Origin of the sequence: Arthrobacter sp. CAL618 (assembly GCF_000468215.1) — a bacterium.
Lineage (GTDB): Bacteria > Actinomycetota > Actinomycetes > Actinomycetales > Micrococcaceae > Arthrobacter_D.
The window spans coordinates 1-14,635 of the sequence record NZ_ASZW01000204.1 but is presented as its reverse complement, the minus strand read 5'-3'; the positions used below and the strand labels follow the sequence as shown (position 1 = coordinate 14,635).

Here is a 14,635-nt window from a genome sequence, read left to right as displayed (position 1 = left end):
GGAAGACGCCCACCAGCACGTTCCATCGCAACACCCCCACGTTTTAGAGAGTGAACCATGGCACGCAAAGTAGTGATCACTGGCCTAGGCGCGACGACGCCCATCGGCGGCGACGTTCCCACCATGTGGCAGAACGCCCTCAAAGGTGTTTCCGGTGCTCGAACCATCGAAGCCGACTGGGTCCAGGAGTACGAGCTGCCTGTGACCTTCGCGGCGCAGATCACCACCCCTGCCAGCGAGGTCCTCTCGCGAGTCGAAGCCAAGCGCATGGATCCGTCCACCCAGTTCGCGGTCATCGCAGCCCGCGAAGCCTGGCGGGATTCCGGGCTTGAAGAAATTGATCATGACCGGTTTGCGGTAGCCTTCGCAACCGGTATCGGCGGGGTGTGGACCCTGCTGGATGCGTGGGACACCCTCCGCGCCAAGGGCCCACGTCGGGTGCTGCCCATGACGGTGCCCATGCTGATGCCCAATGGGCCTGCAGCGGCCGTCAGCTTGGATCTGGGTGCCCGCGCGGGTGCCCACACGCCGGTCTCCGCGTGTGCATCGGGCACCGAAGCACTCCACCAGGGGCTTGAGCTGATTCGCTCCGGGAAGGCCGACGTCGTCATGTGTGGCGGCGCCGAAGCTGCTATCCACCCCATGCCAATTGCCGCGTTCGCGTCGATGCACGCGCTTTCGCGTCGCAACGACGATCCCGAGCATGCGTCACGCCCCTACGACACCGGGCGAGATGGATTCGTCATGGGTGAAGGTGCTGGGGCCCTCCTCATCGAGGCTGAGGAACATGCTCTGGCTCGCGGAGCCCGGATCTACGGCGAACTCGCTGGCACATCGGTCACCGCCGATGCCTACCACATCACTGCTCCCGATCCCGGCGGATTGGGCGCTACGCGGGCGTTGAAGGCCGCCATGTTCGACGCACGGGTGCAGCCATCGGATATTTCGCATGTGAACGCACACGCAACATCCACTCCCGTTGGTGACAAACCCGAATACGTGGCTCTGAAGACAGCCCTGGGTTCACACATCGACAATGTGGCGGTGTCAGCAACCAAGTCGCAGACCGGCCACTTGCTCGGCGCTTCAGGTGCCGTTGAAGCGGTGATGACGGTCCTCGCTGTCTATGATCGCAAGATGCCTGTCACGATCAACCTGGAGAACCAGGATCCTGAAATTCCGCTGGACATCGTCACCACCGAGCGCACGCTTCCTGCTGGTGATCTGGTGGCGCTGAGCAACTCGTTCGGCTTTGGCGGACACAACGCTGTGATAGTTGTTCGCAGCGTCTAGTAAGTCAGCGGGTTCGCCCCCAGCGACCCAGCGAAAGTCAAAGGCGCCGCCCCTCAGGAGACGGCGCCTTTGACTGTTCCTGGAAGAGGTTGAGCTCGGGGACGGGGAGTGTCCGTAAGGCAGCGGTGGTTTGTTAGCCGACCTGGTGAAGCCACCTGACCGGTGCGCCTTCCGCCGCGTGCCGGAAGGGTTCAAGTTCTTCATCCCAGGACTCGCCGAGGGCGAGGGAAAGCTCGTGGTAGACGGCAGCGGGGTCGCCGGCGCCCGTTTCGTAGGCATACCGGATGCGGTCCTCGGTCACCATGATGTTGCCGTGAACGTCAGTGGCGGCGTGGAAGATCCCCAGTTCCGGTGTGTGTGACCACCGTCCGCCATCAGCGCCAGCGCTCTGTTCCTCGGTGACCTCGTACCGAAGATGGGCCCATCCGCGAAGAGCCGATGCCAGCTGCGCACCGGAACCCTGCGGGCCCACCCAAGACAACTCGGCACGGAACATGCCGGGCGAGGCAGGTTGAGGGGTCCACTTTAGATCGGTTCGCTGATCAATCACAGAACCGATGGCCCACTCGATATGTGGGCATAGCGCGGAAGGGGCTGAGTGAATATACAACACTCCGCGCGCCGTAATACCAGACATTCCATCCTCCATAGCTGTAGGTACGTCTTCCCCAACGACCTGCAACGGGAACGAAAATATCTGTCTGTGTCCGCCGACACGGCAGACTAGGGTTCATTCTGCCTTACATAGTCTAATTGCGCCACTGTAACTACGTTGGTGCTACTCACATTGCCATTCGGGCTACTTGTCTTTCGCCCAACGTCGGTCTTTGCCATCCACCAGGTGTGGCGTCAGGCGCGGGGGTGGGCCTGCTCATAGCTCCTACGGAGACGATCCACCGAGACGTGGGTATAAATCTGGGTGGTGGCAAGACTCGAATGTCCGAGGATTTCCTGGACCGCCCTCAGATCTGCGCCGCCGTCCAGCAGATGGGTCGCAGTGCTGTGCCGCAAGGCGTGCGGTCCTGTCGCCGAAGTGCCTTCGACGCCAGCGAACAGCCTTTCGACTGTCGACCGTGCCTGGCGTTGATCCATTCGGCCCCCACGTCGACCCAGGAACAGCGCGTAGCCGCTGGCCGCGGTAACCAGTTTCGGACGGCCGCGACGGAGCCAATCGTCGAGGGCGTGTGCAGCAGGCACCCCGTACGGAACGGTTCGTTCCTTGTTGCCTTTACCGACCACGCGCAGGGTCCGGCGATCTACGTCGAGGTGGTCAATGTCCAACCCGACTAACTCCCCCACCCGGATACCGGTGCCGTAAAGCACCTCTACGAGGGCTGTGTCCCTCAAGGCAATCGGGTCGCCCTCGGATGATGCGGCGCGCAGGGATTCAAAGATCACGTCCAGCTGTTTCGAGGATAGGACCCCGGGCAATGTTTTTTCCCGTTTGGGTGCGCGTAGTCGAAGCGCAGGGTTTGCCTCGATCAGTTCCTCGCGCACCGCCCATGCGAGGAAACTGCGAACGGTGGCAGCGCGCCGGGCAATCGTCGACCGCGCCTGGCCCTGCGCATCCATCGAACCAAGCCAGGACCGAAGATCAGCCAGAGTCAGCTCATCCAGTCGTGTGACACCGGAATCCTGAGCGAAGCGGAGCAGCCCTCCGATATCAGTCAGGTAGGCACGCACGGTGTGAACAGACCGATTCCGTTCGGCGCTGAGATAGCCCTGGTACCGAGCGACGATACTCTGGAAGGGCTCAGGCAATTGCTGCATCTATTCACTGTGGGCCCTGCGGCGTCCATCCTCAAGCAGGCGCTCCGGTCTACCGGCCTTCTGTCGCCAGATCGCGGGTTGAACCAGTTCCCAGGGGTAGAAGCCGGGTCGCAGGCCCTGCCCGACCTCAGGCAACGGGCAGATCACTGGCAACGGGCAGATCACAGGCGGCAGCCCGACCACAGGCCCTGCCCGACCACAGGCCCTGCCCGACCTCAGGCGGCGGGACGGATTGCATCACCTGCCTCAAGCTCGAGTAGGAAGCGTTTGACCTCCGGTCCGGCCGAGTATCCTGTGATACCGCCGGTGGACCTGACCACGCGGTGCCCGGGAATGATGATCGACAGCGGGTTGACCCGGATGGCAGCGCCGATCGCCCGACCCATTAAAGGGTTCCCGAGCTGCGCGGCAAGTTCCCGATAGCTGCGAGTCTCCCCGTACGGGATAGCCAGGGCCGCAGCCCAGACCTTCTGCTGGAAGTCAGTGCCGTTGGCGTGGACAGGGAGGCTGAAGGCGCGTCGGCTTCCCGCGAAGTAGGCGCGGAACTGGTCGCTCGCGCGGTTGAAGGTGGCGGTATCCGCCTTCAGGCTGGCTGCACTCATGCGCTCCTCCACAACGCCGGACCCGCCGGCAACAGAGGTATGTCCGCCGGAGCCCACTAAACCTCCTGAACCGGCCGGGGTGTCCGAGCCCGCTGCTCCTGAACCGGCCGGGGCGTCCGAGCCCGCTGAACCTCCTGAACCGGCCGGGGTGTCCAAGCCCGCTGAGCCGCCTGAGGTACCCAGGGTGTCCAAGCCCGCTGAGCCGCCTGAGGTACCCGGGGCGCCGGACCCGTTGCTCAGACCAGGTATCGTATTCGCGCCCAATATCCTGGCGAACGGGAGGCCAACGGCCGATGGGATCGGTGGTGGCTTATGCAGGTCGTGAAAGACCGCTGTGAGCGCACCCCGTTCGACGACCAGGAGGAGTCTGCCTATCGGGGTATCGATGAACTTATGGGTCTTCATCGGGGTGATCCTTCCTTATTGTTTCTTGGGTTTGGTGTGGGGCCGGTTGTGGTCGGGATGAGGGGCGCCGCGACGCCACCCGCCGTCGTCGGTTCGTTCTGCGAGGGTGCTCAGCTCCAACCGGCTTAGTCCTGCCAGAACGTCACGAATGCTTAATCCGGCCACCGAGGCCAGTTTGTCGATGGTGGTGCTCGCTCGAACAGGCAGGGCGTCAAGCAGCAGGATGTCCTCGACGGTGAGACCATCGTGCACGGCATGCTCCCCGTCCGGCTCAGGGACCATGACGCTCCCAATGGGGCCAGCCAGTTCGGCGATCTCTGCGGCGTCGGTGACGCAGATGGCGCTACCCTCCCGCAGGAGTCGATGGCATCCCGCAGAATTGGCTGAGAACACCGACCCGGGTACGGCGCCTACGGACCGTCCCAGCCCGGCAGCGTGGTGGGCGGTGTTCAGTGCACCCGACCGCCAGCGTGCCTCAACCACCACGGTCACCGCGCACAGGGCTGCGATCAACCTGTTGCGCTGCAGGAATCTCCACCGGGTTGGCGAGGAGCCGGGCGGCACTTCGGCGACCAGCAGCCCGCGTCGTGCTGTTTCGCGCAGCAACTGCTCATTACCCGCAGGGTAATACCGATCAATGCCGCACGCGGTCACCCCGATAGTCGGCAGCGTCCGTTCATCATCGGCGGCTGCCAGAGCAGAGCGGTGCGCCTGCGCATCGATTCCATAGGCTCCTCCCGAAACCACTGTGTACCCGCGGGTGACCAGACCGGCTGCCAGGTCGCCTGTCACAGCTGTTCCATAGGCTGTGCTGTCGCGTGACCCCACCACTGCCACCATGCGGTTGAGCTCAGGTATGCCCCGCGAGTAGTTTCCGCGGACCCAGAGACAGGAGGGTGCCGAGAGCTGCAGGTCATCGATGGCGTTGGGCCAGTCTTCACTTTCCGGGGTCAGGAGTATCCCACCCAGTCGTTCGAGGGTTGCAAGGTCTCGTTCGGGAGCCAGATCCGCGACCCGCGGCCTCCATCGTTCCAGCGCATCGATTAGCGCCTGCGGGCGGATACTGATCCCCTGTGATTCAAGTAGCCCGGCGACCTCCAGCGGCAACGTAGATCCAGCCGAAATCCGGCCGGTCGCGATCCGCAGAGCATCGATTGGCCCAGCCGCCAGAGTCAAAGCCAGACCCACGGTGTCTGATGGCTCAAACAGCCGCGATAGGGCTGCCCGGGCGACGACCGTGGGATTGGTAGAACTGGTCATGAAGCACTCTCCTGCAGTCGAAGGTTTAGCGCGACCTCAACGTCGTGGGTGGTAGGCGAGGACTGTCCGCCCAGATCGGCGAGAGTCCACGCCACCCTCAGAACCCGATCGTGTCCCCGCATGGTGAGTGTCTCGTTGTTCATGGCTTTGTCTACCGGCGCTGTGACCGCCCGCGGGAGTTTGAGACCTTCGTTCAGCACCGACGAAGGCATTTCAGCGTTGGTGTTTGCCCCCCACTTCGCCAACCGTTCACGTTGAGCCGCGCGAGCTGCTGCCACCCGCGCGGCAACAACCGCCGACGACTCTGCCCGGGCACCATCGGAGTAATCCGCAAGCGAAACCCGGGCCACCGCCAGCTGAAGATCCACCCGGTCGAGTAGGGGTTGGGACAAGCGGTTGAAGTATCGCCGCCGCTGTTCAGCAGTACAAACGCAGTCGATGCCTTTGCCGCTGGCCAGCCCACAGGGACAAGGATTCAGCGCCATCACCAGTTGAAACCTGGCGGGATACGACGCGGTCCCTGCCGACCGGTGAAGCACCAGTTCGCCACTTTCCAAAGGCTCTCGCAAGGCCTCAAGGACTCCCCGTTGATACTCGGGCGCCTCGTCGAGGAAGAGCACTCCGCGGTGTGCCCGTGACGCGGCGCCGGGGCGCGGAATACCGCTACCGCCTCCGATAATCGACGCCGTTGACGACGTGTGGTGCGGGCTCTCAAACGGAGGTCGTCGCTGCAGCCCGTGACAGGAAAGCACCCGACCGAGGGAATGAATAGCTGTCACCTCCATTGCCTCCTCATCTGTGAGGTCGGGGAGGATCCCTGGCATTCGTTCAACCAGCATTGTCTTGCCGGCCCCGGGTGGACCCACCATCATCATGTGATGGGCCCCGGCGGCGGCGATTTCGACGGCGAACCGTGCTGCTGGCTGGCCGGCGATGTCGGCCATGTCTTTGATTGCTGGCTGGCGATTCCCCGGATTCGGCGGCAGGGGCGCCTGCACGGGATCAGTCGGCGTGTCAGGCAGGGACACTTTCGTGGGGTCTGCGCCGAACGCCAGAAAGACTTCGGCGAGGCTCGCAAATCCCTTGACCTCGGCCTGCGGGACGAGCGCCGCTTCGCCGTGATTGCCGGCAGCCACCACAAACCGGGTGTGGCCCGCCTTGACTCCAGCCATTACCGCGGGCAGCACGCCGCTGATCGGCCGAAGCCTGCCGTCGAGGCCCACCTCGGCGATGAAGACGGTGTTGCCGCACCGCCTTACCTCCCCGGTAGCTGCAAGGGCCGCCATGACGATTGCCAGGTCGAAGCCTGAACCGCGCTTGTGCAGAGAGGCGGGAATCAAATTGACGGTGATCTTTCGACGGCTCAACGGGAGCCCAGCATTGCGTGCTGCGGCCCGAATTCGGTCACGCGCTTCGTTGAGCGATGCATCGGGTAAACCCAGGATCACGAAGGCCGGGAGGGTTTGTCCAATGTCTGCCTCCACTTCGATGATGTGGCCGTTCAGACCCACGAGCGACACCGCGTAGGTGCGTCCCAGCGGCATCAGCTGACCGCCCGGAGATGGTCGATTTGGGGTTCGCCGGTGCCGTTGTCGAGCACGGCCACCGCGTCCACGCGGATCCCTGTAAAGCGCAGCTCATGAGCCTGCGCCCACCTCACACCAGGTAAATAGAGCCGGTGAAGCTTGGTGGCGCTAATCCCCTCCATCGGATCACCGAAATCCAGTGACGAGCAAGTCTTCATCTCGATCACCACCAGCGTTGATCCGTCGATCGCGACCAGGTCAGTCTCACCCAGTCCAAAGCGCCAGTTGTGGTCCACCAGGTCCAGCCCTGCGGTTTCGAGATACGACGCCGCCAGCGCCTCTCCCCTGCGTCCCAGTCGGTCCTTCGCCTTCATCACAACACCTCCGGTACCAGCCTGTTACAGCCGGTACCGGAGGTGTCGGGTTACTCCAGCTATGTGCGAAAAGTCAGCAGCACCGCCCTGTGCAGGGCGAGTGGGACTGTGGAGTTGACGATGTATCTGGCGCGACCCGCCGGGCGGTAGGCCCAGCGAAAATGAGCCCGATATGGCCGCAAAAAATTGAGGCTTCGACGATCACCAAAACCACTGGGGTTTCTTGACAGATCAGGCTGGGGGCGGGACGCTCTTCCAAGCGAATGCGAGAGAAGGGGCCTGTCGTGACTAACGAATCAGTGCAGGACGGCAGCCAGCAAAACGTGGTTTCACCAGTCGTAGCCCAGCCGAATCCTCCTAACATTCAGAGCGAAACCCCGAGGGACATCCACCTCATCACGTATAGCTACCTTCGTTGGCTCCTGGTTTTGCTGCCAGTGGTCCTATTCGTCGTTACTGTCTCCACCGCAATTGAGCAGGGCCATTTAGAAAGGTCGATTAGTGCCTACTATGGGGGCTGGGTCCGGGACGTTTTTGTAGGAACCCTCATCGCGATTGCGGTTTGCCTTGTCGCTTATCAGGGAGTGGGTCTGATCGAGGACTATGCACTCAACGGCGCCGGTTTCTATGCCGTCTATGTGGCTCTGGTTCCGGCGGATTTTCCGGTGCTAATGGAGAAACTGAAGTCATCAGAGACACCGGACGGTTTGGCTCCGTCGGCAGACGAGTACATCTTCTTCCTACGCGTCACACTTGCATGTGTCTTGTTCCTAGTCCTGGTGGTATTCCTGCTTGAGGTGCGAGCGGGGAACGTCCAGAGGCTCTTCCGAGCTGAAGTCGACCGTGACTGGCTGCATAAGCTCACCCGCTTTTTCCTTGTTGCAACCATGGCAGTCCTGATCGGGTTTCTGGCCCTAGCAAGCCAACAGCTGTACTTCCCTGCAGGTGACGTAACCATGGATGGACTCACCCAGTGGGGCATTCCCCTCACGATTCATGATCTTGCGGCAATATTCTTGATAAGTTCGCTATTTGTGGCCGTTCTTACCAATACCTGGCCTTTCTTCAAGTTCAGCGCCCTCCGTGAGTCTGCGCGACAGGGGTACCTGGTCATCGCCGTCCTTATGACTTTTGGTGCCTTTGTTCCAGTACTTGTAGCTCAGCGCTTCGCGCCGGGCCGCGAGGTGATCCTACTTGAGTGGTGGGAAATCGGATTGTTTGCCACTTTTTGGGCACTCGAGACCGACAGGATGCGCAGGCTAAACAAGCGCCAGAAGACAGGGAGAACCGTAAGTACCGACGATAAAGCCCGTCTCCTTCCGGAGCCTTCTCGCGTCACGGACGGAAGCAGCAATTCCGCCCGATAAACCACCGGCGTGGTCAGCATCTTGCCACGAGCCCACAAGAGGCAACCTGACAATGTCGGGTTCCACCGAGATGATGTGGCTGTTCGGCCCGACGAGCGACACCGCGTAGGTGCGTCCCGGCGGCATCAGCTGACCGCCCGGAGATAGTCGATCTGGGGTTCGCCGGTGCCGTCGTCGAGCACGGCGACCGCATCCACTCGGATCTCCGAAAAGCGCAGCTCATGAGCCTGCGCCCACCTCGCACCAAGTAAATAGAGCCGGTGAAGCTTGGTGGCGCTAATCCCCTCCATCGGATCACCGAAATCCAGTGACGAGCAAGTCTTCATCTCGATCACCACCAGCGTTGATCCGTCGATCGCGACCAGGTCAGTCTCACCCAGTCCAAAGCGCCAGTTGTGGTCCACCAGGTCCAGCCCTGCGGTTTCGAGATACGACGCCGCCAGCGCCTCTCCCCTGCGTCCCAGTCGGTCCTTCGCCTTCATCACAACACCTCCGGTACCAGCCTGTTACAGCCGGTACCGGAGGTGTCGGGTTACTCCAGCTATGTGCGAAAAGTCAGCGGCACCCGCCCTGTGCAGGACGGTGCCGCTGAGTGACAGCCCGAGCTAGACCGCGGTTCGTTCAAGAACGGCGTCGATTTGTCCCATCGCCTGCTTGATGCCTTCTTCCATGCCCATGGCGATCATCTTCTCCAGCTGCTCCAGACTTTCGAAGCTCGACACGGTCGTCATACGCGTTCCGCTGTCAATGGCTTCGAGAGTGACCACGCCGTGCGTGGTTCCCATTTCGTCCATCGGATCCCCGTTCTCATCGGCGAAACCGTCGTCGAACTCCAGATGGGTGGGCGCGTTGATGGCAGTGAATTCCCACCACCCGCGGCTCTTGTCCCCCTCCGGACCGGTCATGTAGTAACTGGCTTTCCCGCCCGGAACGAAATCATGGCTGTCGAACGTCGCCGGGTAGGTCGGCGGGCCCCACCAGCGTTCGAGCTGACGCGGATCCTCCCAGACCTGCCAGAGCCGCTCAACACTGGCGCTAAACTCGGCAACGATCGTGAGGGTTAAAGCCTCGGTGTCCTTGTGTGTACTGATAACTGTCATGTTGGTGATGCCCCTTCTTCCTCGGCCAGGATGTCGGAAATCCGGTCGACGCGTTGCCGCCAGATCGCTTCGTACTCCTCGAGCAGCCGCCGCGCCCTTCTCAACGCATCGAGATGAACCCGCACAATCTGCTCCCTTCCGCGCTTCTCCTTGGTCACAAGATTGGCGCGCTCAAGAACGGCCACATGCTTTTGCACTGCGGCGAAACTCATGGCGTAGTGGGCAGCCAAACCGGACACTGAATAATCACTGACCAGTGCTCGGACGAGAATGTCCCGTCGGGTGGTGTCAGCAAACGCCTGGAACAGGCGGTCCACCTCAACGTCAGTCAACTCATCCACAACCATGTGGTTGTACGTTAGTGAATGCGAAGCTTTCCGTCAAGGGGGTCAGGAATGGTCAGGCAGGATTCACTGTGAATGACAGGAGCATCGCTTTCAGCTGGGCGTCTTGAAGTTGCGCCTGATACAGCCGTCCACCATTCTCATAGTCGGGAAGCGATTCGAAGACCAAGTGCACCGGGAGATTGGACTTTGCCTCTATTTGGGGGAGCAGGTCCGAGTCGAGGACCAGATGGTCCGGGCTGGAAGGGCGGCGCCGTCGCCTGGAACTCCGGCGTCGAAGCGGGCGATCTGCTGACCTGAGGCATCCGAAATGACGTAGGCCGATGCGCTGGGTTCCACCCCGTAGGTGGGCAGGTCCAGAGGTTCGACGGCGACCGCTTCCCACCCTGAGGGAAGCAGGAAGCTGTAGATACCATCCGGCGGTGTGCCGAAATTACCCAGAGCCTACCTCAGGGAGACTTCAGTTCCCGAGTGGACCATCCTTGGGCAGCGCGATGTCGTCGGACTTGGTCAGTTCTTCGACGTTGACGTCCTTGAAGGTGATCACCCTGACGTTCTTGACGAACCGTGCCGTGCGGTAGACGTCCCACACCCACGCGTCCTGAAGCGTGAGGTCGAAATAGATCTCGCCGTCGGCCGAGCGCGCCTGCAGGTCAACGTGGTTGGCGAGGTAGAACCGGCGTTCAGTCTCCACCACGTAGCTGAACAGCCCGACGACGTCGCGGTACTCACGGTAGAGCTGCAGCTCCATGTCGGTTTCGTAGTTTTCAAGATCCTCAGCACTCATCGTCCCATCATCCCCCAATTTCCACTCGGGGCATGCTGATCCTGTCCCCGGTCCCTAGTCGCCAGGTGGTGCGATGCAAAGCGGTGGCACCCAGACCATCAATCGCGGCGCGGTGGCCCGCCGTCGCATAACCCTTGTTGATCTCCCAGCCATACTGGGGATGCTCAGCGGCATAGGCGACCATCATGGCGTCGCGTTCCACTTTCGCCAGGACGCTGGCCGCCGCAACGCTCAGGCATTGCAGATCGGCTTTGATGCGGGTGTGGACTGGGACATCGCATCCGGTGAAGATCTCCGCCTCCACCGCGTCAACGTCCAGCGCCCCGGGGCCCACGGTTCCGGCGTCGAAGAGAGTGGCCTGCTCACGCGGCGAAAGCCAATCGTGGTTGCCGTCAAGGATCACAGCATCGGGTCGTGCAGTGACCACAACCTGCTCCCAGGCCCGGTTTCCCGCCAGCTGCAGCGCACGCATCAGCCCGACGTCGTCAATCTCGGCCGCGGTGGCATGCCCGACGCCGTAGGCCAACGCCCATTTCTGGATCCTCGGGACCAGCTTCACCCGATCCGCTGGGGACAGCAGCTTGCTGTCCCGGACTCCTCTCAACCCCTTGACCGCCGAAAGGTCGATCATGACGAGCCCCACCGAGACCGGACCCGCGAGGGCACCCCGGCCAACCTCGTCGCATCCGGCCAGCAAACGGTGTCCCGAGTCCAGGAATGACCGTTCAAAGCGGAGGGTGGGGGCAGCAGATTTCATCGCAGTCAGGGAGCTGTGGCGGCTTCGGGCGCGGGAATTGAGTCGAAGACCTCCGGGTAATTGCCGAGGAATCCCATCCGGTTCAGGGGCCAGGCAACTACTGCAGCTTTACCTTCAATGTCCTCGACGTCGATGAATCCGGAGTTGGGCTTGTCAGCGTTGGCGCGCGAGTCGGCCGAGGCGTTGCGATGGTCACCCATCACCCAGATTTTGCCTTCGGGGACAGTCACGTCGAATTCGGTATCCGAGGGGCTCGCCCCCGGGTAGAGGTAGGGCTCTTCGAGGGGTTCGCCGTTGACCGTGATCCGGCCGTCGTCGTCGCAGCACACCACCCGGTCACCGGCCATGCCGATGACGCGCTTCACCAGGTGCTGCTGGGTGTCATCGGGGAGGAGGCCGACGAAGATCAGGCCGTCCTTGACCCAGTTGGCTCCGGGGCCGGTGCCGGGCGGTGGTGCTGGCAGCCAGCCCTCGGTGTCCTGGAAGACGACGACGTCGCCGCGCTGCAGTTCAAAGGGTGCGGGAACCAGTTGGTTGACGAAGATCCGGTCGTCGATCTCGAGGGTGTTCTCCATCGATCCGGAGGGGATGAAGAAGGCCCTGAACAGGAAGGTCTTGATCAGGAAGGACAGCAGGATGGCAATGCCGACGATGATCAGGATTTCCTTGAGCCAGCCACCAAGGCTGCGGGCGCCGTCGTCGTTCGCCTGCTTCTTCCCGCTCCGGTCACGGTGCGCCGAGCGGCTCACATCGGGGCTGGGGGCATCCGAACGGGCATCAGCGTCGTCGTTGGACTTGCCTGGGACGCTTGTTGCCATCTGCTGGTCATCTACCTAAGGTCGGTGGTCGGTGAAACGTTCAATGGGGCCGGAGCGCGAGGGTGGCCAGACAATCTGCACTGCTCGGCCCAGTACCCGCTCCGTCGAGACCAGTCCCCCACCGGGTGCCCCCAGCAACGACCGTGAATCAAACGAATCGGAGCGGTGATCACCCATTACCCACAATTTACCCTGTGGGACCTCAACCTCGAACTGTTGGTCACTGGGTGCGTCCGAAGGGAAAACGTAGGGCTCGTCAAGTGGGTTCCCGTTCACTTCCAGCTGCCCGCCCGGACTGCAACACGCCACGGTGTCGCCGCCGACACCCAGGATCCGCTTCACGTAGACGGTGTCGCTGCCGGAGACCCCTAACCAGTGGCCGACCGTCCCGAGGAGCTCCCCCGGACCACCCCCACTGATGGGATCGAACGAGCCCCGACCGTCGAAGACGACGACGTCGCCGCGCTGCGGTTCGCCGTCGAGCCGGGAAACGAGCACCCGGTCTCCTTCTTCCAGGAGCGGCTGCATCGATTCCGAGGGAATGAAGTAGATGTCCACCACCGTTGCCCTGAGGACCGAGGCGAGCACCACGGCGATGAGGAGTGCTGACAGCACAAAACGCCAGCCCCGGAAGGGCCGGCGTTCTGGTTGTGCTCCCGCAGAATGCCGGGGATGATCTGATCCCGGCATGGTGCGGTTCAAGAACTGGTGTTACTTGGCAGTCTTGGGTTCGCGCTTTTCCTTGATCTTGGCAGCCTTGCCGCGAAGATCGCGCATGTAGTAGAGCTTCGCGCGGCGAACGTCGCCACGTGAGACAACCTCGATCTTGTCGAGGACTGGGGAGTGAACCGGGAAGGTACGCTCCACACCAACACCGAAGCTGACCTTGCGGACGGTGAAGGTTTCGCGGAGGCCATCACCCTGGCGGCCAACAACGAAGCCCTGGAAGATCTGAACACGGGTGTTCTTGCCTTCAATGATGTTTACGTGCACCTTGAGGTTGTCACCGGCGCGGAATGCAGGAATGTCGGTGCGCAGTGATGCTGCGTCGACGGCGTCAAGAATATGCATGGTTATTGCTCCTGGTGAACGCCACAGGTCATTCACGTTAGTCACAGCGGTCAAGGCCTAGGCAATGTCCGCCGGAAAATTAGTTGGACCGGCAAACCATGAGTTGGCCGCCAGCGTGTCGGCCTGTTGGTAGTTCTCCCCCTGTGGCAGGGAACAACCCAGTAGACACAAAGTTCAATTATGCCATATGGATGGGGTTGGTCAGTCAACGCTTTTGGAGCTGATCTCCGGTTGGCGGGTCAGCGCCCCGTCGACGACGACGTACCCCAGCTGCGCCAATGCGGCCAGGTCTGCCTTGCTCAGCGTCCCGGCAGGCAACCCGGCTAGCAGGTCCGGCCGACGCTGTGCCGTGCGCCGGAACTGTTCGTCCCGCCTGAACTGGGCGATCCGCGCGTGGTTGCCACTGAGCAGCACCTCGGGAATACCGCGGCCGCGCCAGTCGGAGGGCTTGGTGTAAACCGGGTATTCCAGCAGCCCGTCGGAGTGGGACTCTTCAACCAGTGACTCGGGATTACCCACCACTCCGGGCAGCAACCTACCGACGGCCTCCACCATCGCCAACACTGCGACTTCTCCCCCGTTAAGGACGTAGTCGCCGAGGCTGACCGGCCGAACATCGAACTGGTCACCGGCCCACTCGAGCACCCGTTCGTCGATCCCCTCATACCTGCCGCAGGCGAAAGCAAGGTGCGGTACCTCAGCCAGTTCGTGGGCCATTTGCTGGGTAAAGACCGCTCCTGCAGGCGATGGCACAATCAGCACCGGCCGGCCCTCGGCCGGCGACGCGTCTATCACTGACTGCAGCGCCAATGCCCACGGCTCGGGCTTCATCACCATTCCGGCGCCGCCGCCATAGGGCGTGTCGTCAACGGTACGGTGCCGGTCGGTGGTGAAGCTGCGCAGGTCGTGAACCCGAAGATCCAGCAACCCGTCCTGCCTCGCCTTCCCGATCAGCGACAGATCGAGGGCAGCCAGGTACTCCGGGAAAATACTGACGACGTCGATGCGCACTTAGCGACCGCTGCCCTCAGCGTCAGAGGCGGCGGCGGGGTCAGCGGCGGCGGGGTCTGTGTCAGACGCAGGGTCGGCGGGGTCTGTGTCAGACGCAGGGTCGGCGGGGTCTGTGTCAGACGCAGGGTCGGCGGGGTCTGTGTCAGACGC

The 14,635-nt window shown here is 62.3% G+C and carries 17 protein-coding genes; 2 read left to right on the top strand and 15 right to left on the bottom strand.

The features are described from left to right. The first annotated feature begins 57 nt into the window (after positions 1-57). Complete coding sequence (gene fabF, locus K728_RS0112435; RefSeq protein WP_024476919.1) at positions 58-1,293, top strand: beta-ketoacyl-ACP synthase II; 1,236 nt, start codon at positions 58-60, stop codon at positions 1,291-1,293. A gap of 133 nt (positions 1,294-1,426) precedes the next feature. Here fabF and K728_RS0112430 read toward each other — a convergent pair whose 3' ends face one another. The 6 genes from K728_RS0112430 to K728_RS0112405 form a co-directional block, all read right to left on the bottom strand. Next, positions 1,427-1,930, bottom strand: a complete 504-nt coding sequence (locus K728_RS0112430) for a DUF3145 domain-containing protein (RefSeq protein ID WP_024476918.1) — start codon at positions 1,928-1,930, stop codon at positions 1,427-1,429. Between the two features lie 212 nt (positions 1,931-2,142). Beyond that, the gene (locus tag K728_RS0112425; RefSeq protein WP_024476917.1) at positions 2,143-3,063 is read right to left on the bottom strand and encodes a tyrosine recombinase XerC; all 921 of its coding nucleotides are present in this window, start codon (positions 3,061-3,063) and stop codon (positions 2,143-2,145) included. A 215-nt stretch (positions 3,064-3,278) separates the two neighbouring features. Beyond that, positions 3,279-3,665: a methylated-DNA--[protein]-cysteine S-methyltransferase gene (locus K728_RS23265; RefSeq protein WP_084442890.1), complete on the bottom strand. Its 387-nt coding sequence runs from the start codon at positions 3,663-3,665 to the stop codon at positions 3,279-3,281. Positions 3,666-4,085: 420 nt separating this feature from the next. Then, complete coding sequence (dprA, locus tag K728_RS0112415) at positions 4,086-5,330, bottom strand: DNA-processing protein DprA (RefSeq protein WP_024476915.1); 1,245 nt, start codon at positions 5,328-5,330, stop codon at positions 4,086-4,088. Beyond that, on the bottom strand, positions 5,327-6,874 hold the full coding sequence (locus tag K728_RS0112410; protein WP_024476914.1) for a YifB family Mg chelatase-like AAA ATPase: 1,548 nt from the start codon (positions 6,872-6,874) through the stop codon (positions 5,327-5,329). Before K728_RS0112410 ends, dprA begins: the two co-directional genes overlap by 4 nt. Then, positions 6,874-7,230 carry a YraN family protein gene (locus tag K728_RS0112405; RefSeq protein WP_024476913.1) on the bottom strand — a complete coding sequence of 119 codons (357 nt, stop codon included), beginning with the start codon at positions 7,228-7,230 and terminating at the stop codon, positions 6,874-6,876. The genes K728_RS0112410 and K728_RS0112405 overlap by 1 nt, the downstream gene beginning before the upstream one ends. 284 nt (positions 7,231-7,514) lie before the next feature. On the opposite strand from K728_RS0112405, the gene K728_RS20215 reads away from it, so the two are divergent. After that, the gene (locus tag K728_RS20215; RefSeq protein ID WP_024476912.1) at positions 7,515-8,597 is read left to right on the top strand and encodes a hypothetical protein; all 1,083 of its coding nucleotides are present in this window, start codon (positions 7,515-7,517) and stop codon (positions 8,595-8,597) included. 125 nt (positions 8,598-8,722) lie between these two features. Here K728_RS20215 and K728_RS0112395 read toward each other — a convergent pair whose 3' ends face one another. The 9 genes from K728_RS0112395 to trmD form a co-directional block, all read right to left on the bottom strand. After that, a complete protein-coding gene (locus K728_RS0112395; protein ID WP_024476911.1) occupies positions 8,723-9,079 on the bottom strand; it encodes a YraN family protein in 357 nt (118 codons plus the stop codon). 123 nt (positions 9,080-9,202) lie between these two features. Beyond that, entirely contained in the window at positions 9,203-9,697 is a 495-nt protein-coding gene (locus K728_RS0112390; protein ID WP_024476910.1) for an SRPBCC family protein, read from the bottom strand. Further along, positions 9,694-10,044 carry an ArsR/SmtB family transcription factor gene (locus K728_RS0112385; RefSeq protein ID WP_019482911.1) on the bottom strand — a complete coding sequence of 117 codons (351 nt, stop codon included), beginning with the start codon at positions 10,042-10,044 and terminating at the stop codon, positions 9,694-9,696. Before K728_RS0112385 ends, K728_RS0112390 begins: the two co-directional genes overlap by 4 nt. Positions 10,045-10,501: 457 nt before the next feature. After that, positions 10,502-10,828, bottom strand: a complete 327-nt coding sequence (locus K728_RS0112370) for a DUF2469 domain-containing protein (RefSeq protein ID WP_019482913.1) — start codon at positions 10,826-10,828, stop codon at positions 10,502-10,504. Between the two features lie 7 nt (positions 10,829-10,835). Then, positions 10,836-11,585: a ribonuclease HII gene (locus K728_RS0112365; protein WP_024476909.1), complete on the bottom strand. Its 750-nt coding sequence runs from the start codon at positions 11,583-11,585 to the stop codon at positions 10,836-10,838. 5 nt (positions 11,586-11,590) lie between these two features. Next, positions 11,591-12,403, bottom strand: a complete 813-nt coding sequence (gene lepB, locus K728_RS0112360) for a signal peptidase I (RefSeq protein ID WP_019482915.1) — start codon at positions 12,401-12,403, stop codon at positions 11,591-11,593. 15 nt (positions 12,404-12,418) lie between these two features. Further along, on the bottom strand, positions 12,419-13,093 hold the full coding sequence (gene lepB, locus K728_RS0112355) for a signal peptidase I (RefSeq protein WP_024476908.1): 675 nt from the start codon (positions 13,091-13,093) through the stop codon (positions 12,419-12,421). Between the two features lie 21 nt (positions 13,094-13,114). Then, entirely contained in the window at positions 13,115-13,474 is a 360-nt protein-coding gene (gene rplS, locus K728_RS0112350) for a 50S ribosomal protein L19 (protein WP_019482917.1), read from the bottom strand. Positions 13,475-13,675: 201 nt separating this feature from the next. After that, the gene (gene trmD / locus K728_RS0112345; RefSeq protein ID WP_024476907.1) at positions 13,676-14,485 is read right to left on the bottom strand and encodes a tRNA (guanosine(37)-N1)-methyltransferase TrmD; all 810 of its coding nucleotides are present in this window, start codon (positions 14,483-14,485) and stop codon (positions 13,676-13,678) included. Positions 14,486-14,635: the final 150 nt, after the last annotated feature.

Bases quoted from the DNA above. Each gene is read 5' to 3' on its own strand.
- K728_RS0112430 (WP_024476918.1), bottom strand. From the start codon at position 1,930: ATGTCTGGTATTACGGCGCGCGGAGTGTTGTATATTCACTCAGCCCCT.
- K728_RS0112425 (WP_024476917.1), bottom strand. From the start codon at position 3,063: ATGCAGCAATTGCCTGAGCCCTTCCAGAGTATCGTCGCTCGGTACCAG.
- K728_RS0112410 (WP_024476914.1), bottom strand. From the start codon at position 6,874: ATGCCGCTGGGACGCACCTACGCGGTGTCGCTCGTGGGTCTGAACGGC.
- K728_RS0112405 (WP_024476913.1), bottom strand. From the start codon at position 7,230: ATGAAGGCGAAGGACCGACTGGGACGCAGGGGAGAGGCGCTGGCGGCG.
- dprA (WP_024476915.1), bottom strand. From the start codon at position 5,330: ATGACCAGTTCTACCAATCCCACGGTCGTCGCCCGGGCAGCCCTATCG.
- K728_RS0112370 (WP_019482913.1), bottom strand. From the start codon at position 10,828: ATGAGTGCTGAGGATCTTGAAAACTACGAAACCGACATGGAGCTGCAG.
- K728_RS0112395 (WP_024476911.1), bottom strand. From the start codon at position 9,079: ATGAAGGCGAAGGACCGACTGGGACGCAGGGGAGAGGCGCTGGCGGCG.
- lepB (WP_019482915.1), bottom strand. From the start codon at position 12,403: ATGGCAACAAGCGTCCCAGGCAAGTCCAACGACGACGCTGATGCCCGT.
- K728_RS0112390 (WP_024476910.1), bottom strand. From the start codon at position 9,697: ATGACAGTTATCAGTACACACAAGGACACCGAGGCTTTAACCCTCACG.
- K728_RS0112385 (WP_019482911.1), bottom strand. From the start codon at position 10,044: ATGGTTGTGGATGAGTTGACTGACGTTGAGGTGGACCGCCTGTTCCAG.
- lepB (WP_024476908.1), bottom strand. From the start codon at position 13,093: ATGCCGGGATCAGATCATCCCCGGCATTCTGCGGGAGCACAACCAGAA.
- K728_RS0112365 (WP_024476909.1), bottom strand. From the start codon at position 11,585: ATGAAATCTGCTGCCCCCACCCTCCGCTTTGAACGGTCATTCCTGGAC.
- fabF (WP_024476919.1), top strand. From the start codon at position 58: ATGGCACGCAAAGTAGTGATCACTGGCCTAGGCGCGACGACGCCCATC.
- K728_RS23265 (WP_084442890.1), bottom strand. From the start codon at position 3,665: ATGAGTGCAGCCAGCCTGAAGGCGGATACCGCCACCTTCAACCGCGCG.
- rplS (WP_019482917.1), bottom strand. From the start codon at position 13,474: ATGCATATTCTTGACGCCGTCGACGCAGCATCACTGCGCACCGACATT.